This window comes from Cypionkella sp., assembly GCF_030652235.1.
Taxonomy (GTDB): domain Bacteria; phylum Pseudomonadota; class Alphaproteobacteria; order Rhodobacterales; family Rhodobacteraceae; genus Cypionkella.
The window spans coordinates 67402-85465 of the sequence record NZ_JAUSBA010000057.1 but is presented as its reverse complement, the minus strand read 5'-3'; the positions used below and the strand labels follow the sequence as shown (position 1 = coordinate 85465).

The 18064-nt window shown below is 60.3% G+C and carries 16 protein-coding genes; 7 read left to right on the top strand and 9 right to left on the bottom strand.

Annotated features, from left to right (window positions below; genetic code table 11):
* Positions 1-16: 16 nt before the first annotated feature.
* Genes Q7V03_RS19675 through Q7V03_RS19660 form a run of 4 tightly spaced genes read right to left on the bottom strand, consistent with a single transcriptional unit; the run spans position 17 to position 2584 of the window.
* A complete protein-coding gene (locus Q7V03_RS19675) occupies positions 17-1069 on the bottom strand; it encodes an aldo/keto reductase (protein ID WP_304927288.1) in 1053 nt (350 codons plus the stop codon).
* On the bottom strand, positions 1066-1407 hold the full coding sequence (locus tag Q7V03_RS19670) for a TIGR04076 family protein (RefSeq protein WP_304927287.1): 342 nt from the start codon (positions 1405-1407) through the stop codon (positions 1066-1068). The genes Q7V03_RS19675 and Q7V03_RS19670 overlap by 4 nt, the downstream gene beginning before the upstream one ends.
* On the bottom strand, positions 1407-1880 hold the full coding sequence (locus Q7V03_RS19665; RefSeq protein ID WP_304927286.1) for a DUF3830 family protein: 474 nt from the start codon (positions 1878-1880) through the stop codon (positions 1407-1409). The genes Q7V03_RS19670 and Q7V03_RS19665 overlap by 1 nt, the downstream gene beginning before the upstream one ends.
* The gene (locus Q7V03_RS19660; protein WP_304927285.1) at positions 1877-2584 is read right to left on the bottom strand and encodes a GntR family transcriptional regulator; all 708 of its coding nucleotides are present in this window, start codon (positions 2582-2584) and stop codon (positions 1877-1879) included. Before Q7V03_RS19660 ends, Q7V03_RS19665 begins: the two co-directional genes overlap by 4 nt.
* Positions 2585-2675: 91 nt before the next feature.
* On the opposite strand from Q7V03_RS19660, the gene Q7V03_RS19655 reads away from it, so the two are divergent.
* From Q7V03_RS19655 to Q7V03_RS19635, 5 genes are read left to right on the top strand one after another with little or no spacing between them, the layout of a single operon-like run.
* Positions 2676-3440: an ABC transporter ATP-binding protein gene (locus Q7V03_RS19655; protein WP_304927284.1), complete on the top strand. Its 765-nt coding sequence runs from the start codon at positions 2676-2678 to the stop codon at positions 3438-3440.
* On the top strand, positions 3437-4159 hold the full coding sequence (locus Q7V03_RS19650) for an ABC transporter ATP-binding protein (RefSeq protein WP_304927283.1): 723 nt from the start codon (positions 3437-3439) through the stop codon (positions 4157-4159). The genes Q7V03_RS19655 and Q7V03_RS19650 overlap by 4 nt, the downstream gene beginning before the upstream one ends.
* Entirely contained in the window at positions 4156-5064 is a 909-nt protein-coding gene (locus Q7V03_RS19645; protein ID WP_304927282.1) for a branched-chain amino acid ABC transporter permease, read from the top strand. Before Q7V03_RS19650 ends, Q7V03_RS19645 begins: the two co-directional genes overlap by 4 nt.
* The gene (locus Q7V03_RS19640; protein WP_304927281.1) at positions 5061-6005 is read left to right on the top strand and encodes a branched-chain amino acid ABC transporter permease; all 945 of its coding nucleotides are present in this window, start codon (positions 5061-5063) and stop codon (positions 6003-6005) included. The genes Q7V03_RS19645 and Q7V03_RS19640 overlap by 4 nt, the downstream gene beginning before the upstream one ends.
* The gene (locus tag Q7V03_RS19635) at positions 6005-7303 is read left to right on the top strand and encodes an FAD-binding oxidoreductase (protein WP_304927280.1); all 1299 of its coding nucleotides are present in this window, start codon (positions 6005-6007) and stop codon (positions 7301-7303) included. The genes Q7V03_RS19640 and Q7V03_RS19635 overlap by 1 nt, the downstream gene beginning before the upstream one ends.
* A 144-nt stretch (positions 7304-7447) precedes the next feature.
* On the opposite strand, the gene Q7V03_RS19630 is transcribed toward Q7V03_RS19635, so the two are convergent.
* Both Q7V03_RS19630 and Q7V03_RS19625 read right to left on the bottom strand, forming a co-directional pair.
* Positions 7448-8788, bottom strand: a complete 1341-nt coding sequence (locus Q7V03_RS19630) for a sigma-54 dependent transcriptional regulator (RefSeq protein ID WP_304927279.1) — start codon at positions 8786-8788, stop codon at positions 7448-7450.
* Positions 8785-10422 (bottom strand): ATP-binding protein, encoded by a 1638-nt coding sequence (locus Q7V03_RS19625; RefSeq protein ID WP_304927278.1) that lies wholly within the window; start codon positions 10420-10422, stop codon positions 8785-8787. Before Q7V03_RS19625 ends, Q7V03_RS19630 begins: the two co-directional genes overlap by 4 nt.
* Positions 10423-10631: 209 nt before the next feature.
* Here Q7V03_RS19625 and Q7V03_RS19620 point away from each other — a divergent pair, with 209 nt between their 5' ends.
* Positions 10632-11993, top strand: a complete 1362-nt coding sequence (locus Q7V03_RS19620; protein ID WP_304927277.1) for a dicarboxylate/amino acid:cation symporter — start codon at positions 10632-10634, stop codon at positions 11991-11993.
* 214 nt (positions 11994-12207) lie between these two features.
* Complete coding sequence (locus tag Q7V03_RS19615; RefSeq protein ID WP_304927276.1) at positions 12208-12333, top strand: hypothetical protein; 126 nt, start codon at positions 12208-12210, stop codon at positions 12331-12333.
* A gap of 91 nt (positions 12334-12424) precedes the next feature.
* Here the strand turns inward: Q7V03_RS19615 and Q7V03_RS19610 are convergent, their stop codons facing one another.
* From Q7V03_RS19610 to Q7V03_RS19600, 3 genes are all read right to left on the bottom strand, one after another.
* The gene (locus Q7V03_RS19610; RefSeq protein ID WP_304927275.1) at positions 12425-12772 is read right to left on the bottom strand and encodes a phage tail protein; all 348 of its coding nucleotides are present in this window, start codon (positions 12770-12772) and stop codon (positions 12425-12427) included.
* 2 nt (positions 12773-12774) lie between these two features.
* Positions 12775-15912, bottom strand: a complete 3138-nt coding sequence (locus tag Q7V03_RS19605; protein WP_304927274.1) for a phage tail tape measure C-terminal domain-containing protein — start codon at positions 15910-15912, stop codon at positions 12775-12777.
* 1282 nt (positions 15913-17194) lie between these two features.
* Positions 17195-17944 carry a HEPN domain-containing protein gene (locus Q7V03_RS19600; protein ID WP_304927273.1) on the bottom strand — a complete coding sequence of 250 codons (750 nt, stop codon included), beginning with the start codon at positions 17942-17944 and terminating at the stop codon, positions 17195-17197.
* Between the last annotated feature and the right edge of the window lie 120 nt (positions 17945-18064).

The following is an 18064-nucleotide window of genomic DNA, read 5'->3' as shown; positions in this document are numbered from 1 at the left end:
GCGCGCCGGTGCCCTGTCAGGACGCCTTATTCAGATTGTATTTGATGATCTGACCGTGCCGCCCATGACGGTCACGCTCCAACGTATAGGTGTCACCCTCGGGCACATGGCCCTGCGCCAGCACCGCTGCGATTTCCGCGCTGTCCTGCGCAGACAGCCGCAGCCCCGCCACCTTCAAATTCTGTGCCAAATGGCTGCGGTTGCGCGCCCCCACGATCACCGCCGCCACCGCTGGTCGGTCCAGCATCACTGCACTGGCAACGGTGGCAATATCGGTATCATGCCGATCCGCGATGGCGCGCAGACAGCGCAGCAATGCCTGAAACAAATCCCAGCCGCCTAAATCGTCGATGATCAGCTTGTATTTGGTCAGCGAGCGATTTTCCAACGGATGCTCCGGCTCGGCCACGCCCAGCCAACGGTCGCCCAGAAAGCCCCCCGCCACCGTGCCATAGCAGAAAATCCACATATCATTTGCCAAAGCCGCCTTGGCCAGCAACCGCTCCGCTCGCGTATCAATCAGCGAATACTGCACCTGCATCGACAACAAAGGCACCCCGGCCTCGATAATCTCCAACGTCCGCGCAGTATCAAAATTCGTCCCGCCGATCTGGTCAACCTTACCCTCCAGCCGCATCTCATTCAGCCAGCCGACCGCTTCCAGATAGCGCGGCACCGCATAATCCCACCAATGAAACTGCACCAGATCCAGCCGCTGCATCCGCAACCGCGACAGCGAGGTTTCCACGCTGCGCCGGATGCTGGCGCGGTCCACCACCGCCAAAGCCGCCAGATCCGGCACCAGCTTGGTATGCACCTTGATCTTCGCCAAAGCCTCGGCCCCGCGCTGATTGCTGTAAGCGGTGCGGAACGCCCCGATCAACTCCTCAACCCCGGTATAAATATCGGCACAGTCGAAACTGGTGATCCCGGCATCAGCGAAGGCGATCATATCCTCGACCTGTTGCGCGGCATCGACCGGCCCATGCCCGCCCGCCAACTGCCAACCGCCACGGATCACCCGCGATGTGGTATAACCGGGGCGCAATTCCAGGGTCGGAACACTCATTCTGCGGACTCCTGTGGCAATGGAACGGCGGTGGTATCCGCGTGCGAAAACCGCCGCTTGCCCAGCCGTGTGATGCGCAACCGCGACGGGCAATGTGGATCGGGGCAGGCAACCTCGGCATCCGAGGTCATCCAATCATGCGGATGCGTCACCCGTTGTTTGGCGGGCAACAAAGGCAGGATCGACGATAAAGAATAGATCGAGAAACTTTGGCCCGGCGGCATGTGCAATTGCTCGCCATGCAGTTCAAACCAATCGCCGACCTTGCCGCAGTAAATCTTCGCACCCTCGGGGGCCACCAATTCCACCCGCAGATCGTAAAGCTCAAACTCATCCATCATGCGACCCTTTCAAAGCAGATCTCACAAGCCCCGCTGCGCCGTATCTTCCCGCAAGCCTCGGCCAAGGCCGCGCGATCTTCCGCCCGCACCTGCGCCACCACAGATCCCGCCAACCAACCAATCGGAAACAGCATCCGCGCGCCGGGGCCATAGAACAGCCCGATGTCAAAGATCGGGTCCGGGTTGCCGCCCCACATCCGCGTCGGCACATAGGCCAGCACAATATCCCCCGCCTGCGGGTGTAGGGTGGCATTTTCGGGCGGCAATGCAGTCTCGGGCGCGCTGAAATGCGCCGTGGGGATCGGACAGGAAATTTCCGGCCCCGTCCAGATCGCATGCATCCCCGGCACCACACGCGGCGTTTCCAGATACCGCCACAGGAAAGCCGCGTTGACCGGAGCCTTTTCCGGGCTCAACACCGCCAAAATATCCATGCCCGAAGCGGCGTGACTGATGCGAATATTCTTCATGCGGCGATCTCTTTCGACAAAAGCTTCTTGCGCAAAAACGCGAAGGGGCGGCTGATATCGGCGACCAAAGCCTCGCGCGCGGCCTGCGCTTGGCCCGCAGCCAAAGCCTCAATCATCGACAGATGGAAATGCGCCGAGTCGCTTTCTCCCGCTTCTGAGAACGCGAAAATCGCCGCCCGCGTGCAAGGCCCCGATTGCAGCCACAGGCTTTCGATCATCGGGATCAACACGGGCGAGCCGCAGGCGTTATAAATCTCAAAATGAAACGCCTGATTAAGTGCGGCTTCCTGATCCACCGTCGCCGGATCGCCATCCAACCGCAACACCTGCCATTCCGCCATAAGTCCCCGCAGCATGGCGATATTGGCGGCGGTCATCCGGGGGGCGGCCAAAGCGATCGCCTCGCCCTCAATCAAAATCCGCGTGCGCAACAGATCGTCAATCCGCTCTAGCGTCATCGGCGGCACCCGGATCGAGCGGTTCGGCAAAGCTTCTAATGCGCGCTCACTGATCAAACGGCCCAAAGCATCGCGGACGGGCATGGTCGAGGTCATCAGCGCATCCGACAACTGCCGGATCGTCACCACTTGCCCCGGCGCGAACAGCCCACTGATCAGCGCGCGGCGCAACTCGGTATACACCCGATCCTGCACGCTTTCGCGCCCCACCGGCGCCAGCGTCAAACCTGTGTCAGCAACCGCCATCTGAACCTCACGAATCATCTTGCTAGATCAAATTAGACGCCCATACTGTGATCAAATCAAGTGTGATCACAGATCAAACATCAGGGTGACGATGACAGTTCTGCAAGCCCTCAATGTGACCAAGCGGTTCGGCGGCGTCACCGCCGTTGACCAGATGTCGTTCTCGGTGGCCTCCGGCGAAATCCTCGGCCTGATCGGACCAAACGGCGCGGGCAAAACCACGATGTTTGATCTGCTGGCTGGGTCGGTTGCGGCCAGTTCCGGGCAAATCAAGCTGATGGGGCAGGATGTAACCCGCGCGCCTGCGCACCGCCGCTTGGCCGGCGGCATGGGGCGCACCTTTCAGATCCCACGTCCATTTCCCGAACTGTCGCTGATCGACAACATGCTGCTTGCCCGCCAAAACCAAAGCGGCGAACGGCTGTGGGCAAATTTCTTAGCCCCGCGCCGCATCGCCGCCGAGGAACGCGCCGCCCGTGACAAGGCTTTGGGCCTGCTCGACCTCGTGGCGTTGCGCAAACTGGCCGATGATCCCGCCCGCGTGCTGTCGGGTGGTCAGCGCAAACTGCTGGAACTGGCCCGCGTGATGATGGCCGACCCCAAGGTCGTGCTGCTGGATGAACCCGCCGCAGGCGTCAACCCGACCCTGCTGGAAGTCCTGATCGACCGCATCCGCGAAATCAACGGCAGCGGTGTCACCTTTGTGCTGATCGAGCATAACATCGACATGGTCACGCGCCTCTGCCACCGCATCCTCGTGATGGCCTCGGGTGCCATGCTCTGCCAAGGCGCGCCTGACGAAGTTGCCCGCGACCCCCGTGTCATTGAGGCCTATCTCGGAGGAACCCCGGCATGAGTATCCTCGACGTAAAGTGCCTGATCGCAGGCTACGAGCCGGGGCTTTCTATTGTCAAAGGCGCATCCATCCACGCCGATGAGCGCGAAATCGTGGTCATCCTCGGCCCCAACGGTGCCGGAAAATCCAGCTTTATCAAAGCCATCGCCGGATTGGTCCCAGTCACAGGCGGTCAAGTCCTGCTCGATGGCCACGACATAACTTACGGGGCCGCCCATCTGCGCGTGCGCCAAGGCCTTGCCTTCGTACCGCAAACCGACAACATCTTCCCCCTAATGACCGTCGAAGAAAACCTCCGCGTCGCGGGCGGCGTTCTTCAGCGTGGCGAGGTGCAATCCCGCATCGACGAGACCTACACCATGTTCCCCGACCTCGCCCGCCAACGCAAACTCGCCGCAGGCAGCCTGTCGGGCGGCCAGCGCCAAATGCTCGCGGTGGGCCGCGCCCTGATCGTGCATCCGCGGGTTTTGATGTTGGATGAACCTTCTGCGGGCCTGTCGCCGAAATTTGTTGAGCTGGTCTTCGCCCGCCTGAATGAAATCCGCCGCGCTGGCCTCACCATCGTTCTGGTCGAACAAAACGCCCGTGCCGCGCTGGCCATCGGCGACCGCGCCTATGTGCTGGTCGAAGGCCGCGAAGCCCACGAAGGCCGCGCCGCCACCCTGTGGGATGATCCGGTGGTGGCAGAGCTTTACCTTGGCCAGCGGAGGCACGCATGAACCTGCAATTCATCGTCGACGGATTGATTTCAGGCAGTCTGATCGGCCTGGGGGCTATCGGCATCACCCTGACCTATTCGATCCTGCGGTTCTCGAACTTCGCCCACGGCGATTTTATGGCTTGGGGCGCTTACGGCACCCTGTCCGTTGTCGCAGCCATCGGCGCGCTCGTCGGCACCACCGCCCCCATGGGCGCGCTTTCGTTCGGCTGGCCCCTGATCCTCGCCGCCATCGCAGGCATGATAATGACCGCCTGCCTTGCCCTCGTCCTGGATTGGCTGCTGTTCGCCCGCCTGCGTGACCGCGGCCAGTCGATCATCGTGGTGATGGCGTCTTTCGGGGCATCCATGGCCCTGCGCAGCCTCTTGGAATTCATCTTCACCTCCAGCCCGACCTATTTCTCGCGCGGCATTCAAATGGCGATCCCCATAGGCTTTGGCATCCGCATCACCCCTGACCAAATGGTGATGCTGGCCACCACCATCATCCTCGTCACCGCCATGCACCTCTTCATGCAGCGCAGCCAAACCGGGCGTGAGATGCGCGCCTACAGCCAGAACCCAAGCCTGGCCCGCGTCGTCGGAATCGACACCGCCCGCGTCGTGCGCGCCACTTGGATCATCGGCGCGGCCCTCGCCTGTGCGGCGGGGGTCATGGTCGGCATCCTCGTGCAAATCCGCCCGCTGATGGGCCTTGATCTGCTCTTGCCGATGTTCGCAGCCGCCATCCTCGGCGGCATCGGATCGGTTCCCGGCGCGGTGCTCGGAGGCCTGATCATCGGCCTCTCCGAAGCCGCCGCCGTGCAACTGATCGGCGCGGAATGGCGCGCCGCCATCGCCTTCGCCATCCTGATGGCGGTGCTGCTGGTGCGCCCGACGGGGCTGTTTGGAAGGGCGGAAAGATGATTGATCTGTTGGGTTACGGCGCGTTCTTTATGTCGAGCGCGTTGATTTTCGGCCTCATCGCCTTGGGCCTCAACCTGCAATGGGGCCAAACCGGGCTGTTCAACGTCGGCATCGCAGGCTTTGTTGCCATTGGCGCCTACACCTCGGCCATCCTCACCACCCCAGAAACCGCAGACCGCATCGGCGGCTTCGATTGGCCGATCCTTGCAGGCTGGCTTGCCGCCGCCGTTGTGACCGCCGCCGCCGCCGCCTTCACCGGATTTGCCACGCTGCGGCTGAAATCCGATTACCTCGCCATCACCACCTTCGGCGTCGCCGTCGTCGTGCAACTGGTGGCGCTAAACGCCCAATCGTTAACCGGAGGCCCCTTCGGCGTCGCCTTCATCCCGCGCCCCTTTGCTAGCTTGCAAGACCAACCCGCACTGTTCAACTTCATCAACCTCGCCGTCATCGCCGCCGTCACCATCGCCGTCTACCTCGCCCTTGAACACCTCGCGCGCAGCCCGTGGGGCCGCGTGCTGAAAGCGCTACGAGAAGACGAACGCGCCGCGATCTCTCTGGGCAAATCCGCCCGATCCTACCGCATCCAAGCCTTCGCCGCAGGCGGTGCCGTGATGGGCCTTGCGGGCGCCGTGCAAGCCCATTTCATCGGCTTCATCGCCCCCAACGGCTATCTGCCCACCCTGACCTTCCAAGTCTGGGCCATGCTGATGGTTGGCGGCTCAGGCTCAAACCGAGGCGCAATCTTGGGCTCGGTCGTGGTCTGGGCGATCTGGGTCGGGGCAGGGGCCTTCAGCGCCGCCGTGGTCCCCGGCGATTGGCAAGCCCGCGCGGCGTCCTTACAAATCGTCGCCATCGGCGTCATGCTCTGCCTGATATTGCTGTGGCGGCCGCAAGGCTTCTTCGGCCCACACGGACTGTTCGGAAAACGCCGCTTGTGATGAACCCCGAACCCGCAACCCTCTGGCACGCCAACGCGGCACCCGCCGCTCTGCGCCCCCAAGCGCAGGGTGAAATAACCGCCGACCTTCTGGTGATCGGCGGCGGTTTCGCGGGCCTGTCCACCGCTTTGCATGCGGCCGAGGCGGGGCTGCGCGTCGTGCTGTTGGAAGCCAACCAAATCGCATCCGGCGCCACAGGCCGCAACGCGGGCTTCGTGGTGCCAAACTTCGCCAAGGTCGATCCCGACGGCATCCGCGCCACTTTGGGTGAGACCAAAGGCAGCCAACTGGTGCAAATGGCAGCAACCAGTGCCGATCTGGTGTTCGATCTGATAAATCGCCACGACATCGCTTGCGCCTCCCATCGTTCTGGCTGGATACAGCCGTCACACTCCCCCACCTCCCTCAACCGCGCCAAGGACCGCGTCCGCCAATGGTCCGCCGAAGGCCGCCCTGCCGAGTTTCTAACCGCCGCCGCCGTCAAAAACCTGACCGGAGCAACCGGCTGGCTCGGCGGCTGGATTGACCATTCCGGCGGTGTGCTGAACCCTGTCGCCTATGCCCGAGGTCTGGCCTGCGCGGCTGAAACAGCAGGCGCACGCCTGCATGAGAACTCCCGCGTCACAGCCCTAAACCCCACGCCCGAAGGCTGGCAGGCCCGCACCGCATCAGCCACCATTCAAGCGGCTCGCGTCGTCAATGTCACCAATGCTTACGCAGATAACCTGATCCCCGGCCTCGCCCACAGCTTCTTTCCGCTGAAAGTGTTCCAGATCGCCACCGAACCCTTGCCGCAATCTGTCCGCGACAGGCTTCTCCCCGGCGGCCAATGCGTCTCCGACAGCCGCCGTAACCTGTTCACCTTCCGCTTCGATGCCGCCAACCGCCTGATCACCGGCGGGATGCACATCCTCGGCCTAGGGGCCGACGCCCGCGTGCCCAAAGCCATCCACCGCCGCATGGCGCACATGCTGAACCTGAGCGACCTGCCGCCCTTGCAATACACATGGTCCGGCATCGCCGCCGTCGTGCCCAGCTTCCTGCCGCGCCTGATCACCCCGGCCCCCAACCTGATCGCAGGCATCGCCTGCAACGGTCGCGGCATCGCGATGACCACTGCGATGGGGCGCGAACTGGCCCAATGGGCCACAGGCACCCCCACCGAGGCCCTAGCGATCCCGGTAAGCACTCCCGCGCCGATCCCCCTGCACGCCTTGATGCGCCACGCGCCCAACGCTTTGCTGCCGATCAGCCAATGGCGCGACCGGATGGAAAGCCCGGCTGGCTTGGGCCGCTAAACCCATCCCCCACCCCACGCCGCCCCTTCCTTGATCAGGGGCGGCGTGGCAATGTCGGTGCGTGCAAAGATGAAAAAGGTGTTAACAAGGCCAACGTAACCATTTGATATATAAATACCGCACCGTGTCCACGCGTGGACAAAGTCATTTCCCCCGGTTCCGAAACCCCTCTGGCCTGATCCCCAACCTGTTCACCTTATCATAAAACGTCTTCCGAGGCAGCCGCAGTCGCTCCATCGCGCGGCTGACATTTCCGCCAGAAATCAACAAAGCCTCGCGGATCACCCCTGCCTCATACCCCGCCATCATTTCCGCCAACCCCACCACTTCCTCTCCTGCAACTTCCCCCAAAGCAGGCAATCCCAAAGCCACAGACTCCGCAAACTGCATCAATTCCCGCGCATTGCCCGGCCAATCATGCGTCGCCAACCTTGCCTGAGAAAGCGGAGTGATCTGCGGCACGGGAAGATTCAGCCGCGCGCAGGCGGCCAGCAAGAAGCGCCGGAACAAGATCGGAATATCCCCCCGCCGATCCCTCAACGCGGGCACATTCAGCGTCACGCCAGACAGCCGATAATACAGATCCGGCAGAAACTCCGCCCGCGCCACCATCGCGGCAAGATCCACCTGCGTGGCGGCCAGCACATGCAAATCCACCGCCCGCGCGGCAGAGGCCCCTGCAGCCCAAACCTCGCGCGCCTCAATCACATGCAGGATGCGGGCCTGCTGCGCCGGGCTCAGCCGATCAATCCGGTCCAGAAACAACGTGCCACGATGCGCCTTCTCCAGCCGCCCCACCAGCCTTGTATGACGCGGTGCACCCGGTTGGCCCGCCTCGGCCCCGAAGAAATCCAGATCAAACCGGGCGGCGTCCAAGGCATCACAGGCGACGTGAACGAAAGCGCGGGCGTGGCGTGGGCCCTCGCGGTGAATGGCGCGGGCAAGCAGGGTTTTACCCGCCCCCGAAGGCCCTGTGATCAGCGCATCCACCCCCGCCCCGGCCAGCCGCGCCACCGTGTCGCGCAGATGCACCATCGCGGCGCTGCTGCCCAGCAACTGCCCCGCCGCCACCGGCACCTCGCGCAAGGCGCGCAGCTGGCGGTTTTCCAGCACCAAAGCGCGGGCTTGTGCGGCGCGGCGCAGCGCTGCGGTCAGGGCATCAAGACCCACCGGCTTGGTCAGGAAATCCCAAGCCCCTTCGCGGATCGCGGCCACCGCCATCGCTACATCACCATGCCCGGTCAGCAGGATCACCGGCAGTTCGGCATCAATCGCGCGGATGCGGCGGAACAACTCAAACCCGTCCATGCCCGGCATCCGCACATCCGACAGGATCACGCCGGGATAATCGGCATCTATGCCGCGCAGGGCGGCTGCGGCAGAGGAAAACGCTTCGGGCTGAAACCCGGCGATACGCAGCGACTGGGTCTGCGCCTGAAGCAGATCGGTGTCGTCATCGACAAGGCGGACCAGTGACAGCGTCATGTGCGGGTCAACCTGATACGGAAGGTGGCACCATGACCTGGTAGAGGAGGATCAGCGGTCAGCTCGTTGCCCAGATCGCGGAGGATGTCTTGCGCGATCACCAGCCCAAGGCCCAAACCGTCGGGTTTGCTGGTGGCAAAGGGCGTGAACAACTGTGCGGCAATGTCGGGGCGCAGGCCGGGGCCGTTGTCGGCGACGCTGATCATCACATGGGTCGCGTCCGCTGCGACGCTGATGCGGATTTCGGGATCAGGCCGCCCCACCAAAGCCTCTTGCGCGTTCTGGATCAGATTGACCAAGACCTGTTCCAGTCGCACCGCCTCGGCCCGCACCATCAGATCCCGCAGCGCCCCTTCGATCACCAACCGTGCGCCTTCATCCCGGCGGCGCGATGCGGTCAGCATCACCGAGGCGTCAATGGCGTCTTTGACGCTGACAGAACCGACTTGCCCGGTCGCCTTACGGGCAAAACCGCGCAGATGGGTGGTGATCTGGCCAATGCGTTCCGACATCCGCACGATCTTGCCAAGGTTTTCGGTGACCTCGGTTGGCGCGGTATTTTGCAAGGCCAGCGCGTTTTCGGCCAGCAGCCGGATCGTCGCCAGCGGCTGATTGACCTCATGCGCAAGGCCAGCGGTGACCTGCCCCAAGGTCGCCAGCTTGTTGGCCTGCACCAGATCGGCCTGCATCCGCGCCAATCGCGCTTCGGCGTGACGGCGTTCGACCATCTCGGCGGTCAGATCGCGGGTGCGATCATCGACCGCGCGTTGCAGATCGGCGGTGTAGCGGCGCTCGGCGACGATGGCGCTTTCCGCCCGCCGCTTGGCCCGTCCCGCCCGCCAGATCAGTGCGCCAAGGATAATCTCGAACCCCAGCGCAGCCCCTGCAGCCAAAACCCCGGCCTGTCGCGCCGGAGCAATCGAGGTGCTAAGCGTCAGCGTCCAATCTGGCGCCCCCGGCACCGGGCGGGTCATGTTCAGCCTGTCTTGCAGGCGTGGCATCGGCTTGAATCGCTCATCGCTTGCGGAAGACAGCAACACCATGCCCGAGCCGTCGCTGACCCGGGTTTGATCAGGGCTGCGGGCCCAACTGGCCTCTAGCGTGTCAAACTCCATCTTGACGACCACGACGCCGATCACCGCCGCGCCATCTGAAACAACATGCGACAAATAGAGTCCTGGACGCTTGCTCACCGTGCCAAGCGCGAATTCCAGTGCGATGCCCTTGGCCATCGCATCGGTGAAATAGCGCCGGAAACTATAACTGATGCCGACAAACGACACCGGCTCGTCCCAATTCGAGGCTGCAATCGCTGTGCCTGTGGTGTTGAGCAGGTAGATCACATTGCTGCCGGTCTCGGCGCGCAACTGATCGAGTTTGCGCGAAACCCCCTGTTGCGCGCTGGTCGAGCCTAACCTCAGGGCGTCTTTGACCAAGCCATCATCCGATAGGATTGCCGCCACCGCGCGCTGCGTTGCCAGCACACTTTCCAACGCCTGCACCCGCGATTCTGCAGCCGCCGTGGCCTGTTCGCCCAGCCGCGACACAGCGCTTGCCTGACCGAAGTAAAACACCAGCGCCAGCAGGCCAAGCGCCGCACTGGCAAGGACAAACCGCGTCAGCGCGCTTTTCATGCGTAAGATCATCTGCGGCCTGTTGTTTCTATTTCCAGACTATCACGAATTAAGCGTGTGGAAAAGCGCACATATATTTGCACTGATCGGCGAGAAAAACCTATGACATCAACGCATTGCCATTAGGCGCCTCATTTCTACGCAACAAGTAGGTCACCTGTCACTATAGCGTCACAAACTAGTCATCCGCATGTTGGGAGGAGACCACAATGCAGATCAACACCACTTCCGTGGCACAAGTGCCGCGTCCGTTCTATCGCACACTTTATTTCCAAGTCATCTTCGCCATCATTCTGGGCGCGTTGATCGGGCATTTCTGGCCTAGCGTCGGCGAGTCGCTGAAACCGCTGGGCGATGGCTTTATCAAGCTGGTGAAGATGATCATCGCCCCAGTGATCTTTCTGACGATCGTCACCGGGCTGGCGGGCATGACCAGCCTGCGCGGTGTCGGAACGGTTGCGGCCAAGGCGTTTGGTTATTTCTTCGTGTTCTCGACGCTAGCGCTGGTCGTGGGCTTGATCGTCGCCAATGTGGTGCAACCGGGCGCTGGCATGAACATTGATCCGGCCACGCTGGATGCCTCTGCGGTACAGGGCTATAGCGAGAAGGCGCATGAGACCACGGTGACCGGCTTTATGCTGGGCATAATCCCCGACACCATGGTTTCAGCCTTTGTCGACGGCAACATCCTGCAAGTGCTGTTCATCGCCATCCTGTTTGGTGTTGGCGTGATCCTGATTGGCGAGAAAGCGCGGCCCGTGGTCGATCTGTTTGAGACGATCAGCAAAGTGGTGTTTCGCATCGTCGATATCCTGATGAAAGCAGCCCCAATTGGCGCGTTTGGGGCTTTTGCCTTTACCATCGGCAAATATGGTATCGGATCTTTGGTGAATCTGGCGGCTTTGGTGGGCACGTTCTATTTGACATCGGCCCTGTTCATCATCGTGGTGCTTGGCACGGTTTGCGCGCTGAACGGGTTCTCGATCTTCCGGCTGATCGCGTATCTGAAAACCGAAATCTTGCTGGTGCTGGGCACCTCGTCATCGGAATCGGCGCTGCCTGCGCTGATGGAGAAGATGGAGCGTGCCGGTTGCGCCCGCCCGGTGGTGGGGTTGGTGGTGCCGACGGGCTATTCGTTTAACCTCGATGGCACCAACATCTACATGACGTTGGCCGCGCTGTTCATCGCTCAGGCGACCAATATCGACCTGTCGCTCGGCGATCAGATCACGCTGCTTGCGGTGGCGATGCTGTCGTCGAAGGGGGCAGCTGGCGTGACGGGTGCGGGCTTTATCACGCTGGCGGCAACCCTGTCGGTGGTGCCAACGGTGCCGGTCGCGGGCATGGCGCTTATCCTTGGGGTGGATCGGTTCATGTCGGAATGCCGCTCGATCACCAATTTCATCGGCAATGCCGTGGCGACGGTGGTGGTCAGCCGCTGGGAGAATGCGCTGGATCGCGGCAAGCTTGACGCAGCACTGCGGGGCGAAGACTTGCCGACTTCGTTCGTGCCAGTGCATGATCTGCACGCCCCGGCGGGTCTGCAACTGGGCGAGACAAGCACTGACTAAACCCACTGCCAGACCACTAACCACGCATGACGCGGGCGGCCAGTTGGCTTGCCCGCGTCAATCATTTGCGCAGGGGCTTTGCGCCGCCGTATGGGCTGGTTGCGGCTTGATCCTTTGTTCTTGCAGATGCAAAGCTACATCCTGCCCCCGCGCGGCAATTTTCCGGGCAATTTGAAGCAAAGGTAGCGGAGGGGTGACTTTCCGCAGGGTGTAGATGGCAGAGCAAGTGGTTAAAGCGCCGGGTCAGCAGGCGAAATTTGTCGAGGGCAACCTCTTTCGTCATATCACGGTGATGTCGCTGACTGCCATTTTGACGGATCAGATACAACAAAATCAATGACTTACAGAAACGGAGCCGCACCCATGTATGTATGTGCGGCTCTTCATGTATGGAGGTGACGGGGTAGGGCGGGGGTGCGTTAGCACCGATTCTACAGCGAGTAGACTCGCTTGATCTTCACCGACAGGGACCGCGTCAGCGGCCCCGGATACCCCACAGTGTAGTCACCATCCTGCCGCCATAGCTTCGGCGTGGCCTCATTCGGCGGGGTCCAGTAGAAGCTTTTGTATGATGCCTGAGCATCGAGGAAGGCGGTCAGGGTCGTAACGTCCGAGATGGGGTAATTCTCAAAGGAGAGGTCCCAATTTTCGACGGTGGTGTTAATTCCATCGGGTCCAGCTTGGGCGTATCCGTCTCCGAAGTCAGCTTGAAGGATACGGGCAGCGCGCTGGCGCTTTGACTTGGTGTCTGGGGCAATGGCGGGGAAGGTGTCAGGCATAGTTAGCGCCCGCCTCTCGGATTCATCATACCACCGTATCGGGCAGCATCCGCCATCGACTCTTTGACCTTTAGATTGATCATGGTGGCGATGTTGTTTGCCATGGCGGTGGCGGTTGCGGAGTCGGACATGTCACCGCCTGCGCCGTCGATTGTGACGGTGGTGTTGATATCGCCGAACGTGGTTGTGGTGTTGCCACCGCCCCCGCCGCCTTTGAGGTCCACACCGATCTTGCGACCACGACTTAGGGGGATTACGGCTTCGTTGTCGTGGAGCACTGCCGGAATCCCAGACGTATTAGCCGTTCCTTCAGCAAAGTGGGGTGCATTGCGAAAAGCCGCTGGCGATAGCATGGTGCTGGATATGGGCGAAGATGAATAACCGCCCTCCGAGAACGCGCCAGCTAGAACGCCGCCGATCACCTCTAAGAAACCGCCGCCACCACCGCCACCTGACAGGGCCTGCATCAACACATCCCCCAATGTCCGCGCGCCGCGCTGGCTTCCTGTTTCAACGCCGCGCTGCAGGCTGTTTCCAGCGGCTTGCCCGCTGGTGCTCATGGTGGTGGTAACGGTCGTGCCAACATTGCGCGCGCCTGATACAAGCGACCCGTGCAGTAGGTTTGAGACCACCTGTCCGGCGTGAATCATGCTATTGCCGATCATGCCAGCGGCTTGCTGTCCGCCGCGCGCGGTTTCGTTCCCGGTGATTGCCCCCGTAATCCCAAACTTGCCTAGGATCATCCCAGTGGTTTGCTTGGCGAGGAAATCCGCCATGGTTCCCGCCACCGATGACGCAAAGGAAGCAAGATTGAGTTTTCCGGTTTTGAAGAAGTCCGCCAGCGTGTCAGACATGTTGTTAACGATAGACCCTTGGATGGATCGGCTGGCCTCTTCCCATAGCGGAACCGATGCCAAGAATTCGCGGACAGGGTCCTTAGCCGCACGCGTCAACTGCTCATTGAGCAGAGCCGCCGCGTCGATCTGCGCGAGCATGGCGCGGGTCGTGCTGTCCACTGCACCGTTACCCGCAACCATGGCTTCCCCGAACAGCTTTGCGGCTTCCTCTGATTTGTATGTGCTGTTGATCACGGCTTGCAGGGCGTGGTTTTCCACGTTCAAGGCCTGAGCACGCTTCAAGATGTCGGCTGTGACTTTCGTATCGTCTAGGGCCTTGAATCCGCCCTTACCAGCGCCACCACCTGCGCTTGCCGTGTCGCGCTTGCGGGCGGCTTCCCGTGCTGTATTGAGCGCGGTGGTTTGCTCCAGTTGGGCCTCAAATTGGCTGCGCTGGAGGGTGGCGAGGCCTGCGTTGATCCACACAGCGCCTTTGCCCCTGCTTGCGGCGGCGGTGGCCTCTTGTCCCAATTTCATATCGAGTTCCGCGCGCTGGCGATCTTGGGCGGCTGCTTCAATCGACTTGCCAGCGTTAAGGGCCAAGAGTTCCGCGCGTCCTGCTGCGAAATTGATCGCGCCGCCTGACAAGGCGGACAACCCCGCCATTATGGCAGAGATTTCTGACCGAACAGACGACATAGCGGACGCCCAAGCGCTCGTTTGGCTGGTGGCGGTCGCGATGGCGGAACCGCTGCCATCGGCGGCGGCTTTCAACTTCAATCCGGCGTCCTCTGCTTTGATCAGGCTCATAAGCATATCGCGGGCCGCGCCGTCAGAATTGGTCAAAGTTATGCCCAGCGATTCCATGAATGAGCGCGCGTTGCTGATAGATTTGGCTTGCTCCGCGAATGAATCGCTTGCCTTGACCTGATCCAAAAGAAAGACGAATTGGCGGGCGCTGCCGATAGTCATTCCTAATTTGTTTTGAATGTCATCTAGATCGGAATTTAACCATGATCCGGTGAGGCCAGATTCAGCGGCTTGGACGTTGTTGCGGTTCGCCGTCATAGCCTCCAGCGTGGCGACCTGTTGCAGTTTTTCCAGATGCGTTTGGAGGGCCTCATTCACCACGCCGTAACCCGAAGCCAGCGAACCCAAACGCGCACTGGCAAGCGTATCTGTCGCGCTAGATAGATTGCTAATGGCGGTGGTGGAATCTCCCAAGGCTTCCGCGAATGTTTTAGTAGGTTCTGACGCCCCGAACATGGAAGTTCCGAGTTGCACCAGAACCGTTGTAAGCAGGATCACCGCACCCACGGCGAGCGTGCTTGGCGAAAGTAGGCCTAGCAATGAAGATTTTACAGCCTTCAAAGCGGCAGATTTACTTCCTGCCTGATCCATGGCGCTGGAAACCTGAAAAATTTGACTGGCGACGACTTGAAGCGGATTCGCTGACATCAAGGCCATGGTAATCACGTCCTGCGTTTGGTAGGCCATTGATTGTGCAGCGAATTTTGCTTGACCTGCCGATACGGCATAAGCAGCGTTGCCCGCGCTGGCAGAGGTGAGAGACTGTGCAGCGCGCTGACGCGCGGCGGTAGCAAGCTGCGAAGTCAAAACCCCGGCGGATTCCGCGCGATTGATTTCCTCCAGCGTTGCCGCGTATGCCATCGAGGCGCTACGGAGTGGATTGTACTTCATTGCAAGGGCGTCAAGTTCGGATGCATGAAGCGCAGCGGCTTTCGAGGCTTGAATCTCGGCTTGCGCTTGTTGCTGGAGATCGAAGCGGCGGGTCTGTGCATCAATGGCGCTGCGGCTGTCGGAGTCGTGTGCTGTCGCGAACGTTGAACGGGCTTGGCGGACCTGTAGGGGTGTCGAGGCGGCAAGTAGGCTTGTGCGTAGGGCAATCAGACGGGCGTTGGCGCGGTCAATTCCGGCGACATCACCGACATCGTGGAGTCGGAGATTGAGGCGCTGTGCAGCGTTCTCGGACGTGCGCAGGGCTGCGGCGCTGGCCAGTGCTACGCGCTGGATTTGCTGGCCCATGCGGGTTGCTGCCGCGTCAGCGGAACCAGTCGAGGATGTTAGTTCGTTGGTAGCGCTGGTGGCTGTTTTCAGCCCGGATACGTCAACTTTTGGGCTGATAGTTTTCAGCTTCAAGAAGAGTCCGTCAGTGTCTCGGTCGAGGCCAGCCACGGCTTGCTTGATTGCATTGATAGCAGATTGAAATTTCTTGGCTCCAGATTCCGCCGGAGCCGCGTCGATTTGCAATACAAGTGAGTGGGATTCAGTGCTGGAGGCCATAGGCGTATTCGATCATAAAAATGTGGGGGATTTGGGGGTGGTGATGGGCCGATATCTAAACGGCCCACCACATTTTTATGGTTGGCAGCGGATTATTGAATGGCTGAAAAACTTCGTCCGCTGCCCTTTGCCTATCTGGGCTAGGCTCTATCTATATAGCAGGAATCGACCCAATTTTCAAATCGGGGGACATATCGGTTTATCCGATCACGCTGCAATTCGGGGCGATCAATACAACTTCTGTGGCATTGGATTGGTGAAAATTTTTGTGAGGCATGTGTTTTAACGAATTGGATTCTCGGATTCCAAAATCGCCGGGTTGTGTAGCGGCATGTGCGCGGGTACAGGGCACTTCCTGCAGGTGGGGGGTACCCCGGTCTGGAGCCACCCCATTGATTTTGCTGGATAATTGCCGCCTAACGGCGGTCGGTCAAATGTCAGCAAATCGGACAAGCCACCGAGTCACACCCTGTCATGTCATCGGCGGGCGTACTTTTGACCCTGCAATGTGATCGGCGCGCATACGTTTCACCATGTCGAGGTGATGGCGGGGGTACTTCACACCCTGATCGGGCATCGGCACGACACGCCAACAGAGGCCATAGGAGGCGGTCTAAGGGCCTGTCAGGTTGGCGTGTGTAAGGCAGCGGATACAGCAGGGTATGGCGTCAGTGGGCTGTCAGTGGACGCCGTTAGGCGTGATGGTGTGATGTACTGACAGCATGACGCCTAACGGCGTTCGGTGATGGTGTATGAGGTCATAGGCGTGTCGAGGTCATGGGCCTGTCGAGGGTGTGGGGGTCGTGGTGCTGGCGTGGTATGGTGACACTGGACGCCGTTAGGCGTGTGTGTGTGTCGAGGTGATGCCCTGCCCGGTGTCGAGGTAATCAGTCGAAGCAAGTCATAACTGACAAATGTTAGCGCTAACAGTCCTATAATAGTCATTATGTAATATGCCGCAGGGGTGCTGACCCCAGAATTATCCAACGATTTCAATGGGGGTTGTTTTTGAGGGGGTCGGAGAGGGGGGATTTCTGGTCATTAAGGGGCTAGCTACGCGCTGACAGCATAGCTCGATTGTCCCGTGCGTAATATTATTTCTCTGTGATGTTTGATTTCGCAAGATTATGACTGCTGCCGTCAGGCAGCGGATAGGGAGGGCCGAAAATCCCTTACGCAATAATCGCTCGTTTTGATGCATGATGGCGCAACTTTCTATAACTTAACGTGTTAATGGTTTCAAAACCAATGATCGAGGGCCGCTGAAAGGGCTTTCGGACGGTTAGCGGTTTAGAAGTTCATCGGTCAAATCATTGGCAGATGGAATGCTGCCTCTGTGGAGTATGGCTTTTGACACGTTTTGCAGAAGTCCCCAAGCGCGTTGCCACTGGGCATCCACAACTGGAGAATTTGACCCATGTGCAATTTTACTCCGGTCACCGTAACTGGCCTTGGCTGTTGTGTAGGTGGTGCTTCGGGGTGCAACTGGTACGCACAATTCTGCGAGTAGGAGCGAGACTCGGTAAGTGATTTCGCTGCTGATACCGAACAGATTTTCGAGTGCTTGCCACATATGCAAAATTGAAGATGAGAGGTCGGGCATCAGAGGCGCTTTTACTAAAGCGTTGCGGATGACGCGAGCGGCTGAGTGCTTGTCTTCAATACGTTGCCAGATCGCACAGGCTTCGACGGCAGAAAGAAAATCCTCAGGCGTTATCATCTCTGTGAGGTCCGGTCCGCCCCTATGACACGTTAGGAATAATTCGGTAGGCCATGCCTGAACCTTGGTTTCTTTGGCCTGAATGCCGTCACGTAATCCGTCAGGCAGTTTTGCCCGCAATGTTTCCGAGCCTCTGGAGTTTATACCTGCGTAGGCATTGAGGGAGTAACTTGTTGCGAAAGGTGCAACCGTCGGCTTCAAGCCACGACTGTACAGCACGGCGCGCAATGTATCGAGCAACCTCCACGCTGTGGGGTGGTCCGGGGCGTCCACGGCAATTTCCAGATGCACATGCCTGAGATAGACCTGCATCAACTCCACTGGAAGGCCTAGTGGGTGTTGTTCTGCGGCGAGTGAATAAAGGTCGTATACGGAAACCTCCCATTGTCGGGGGACAAATGCGAACGGCGAGCAAGGCACCATGTCAGAGGT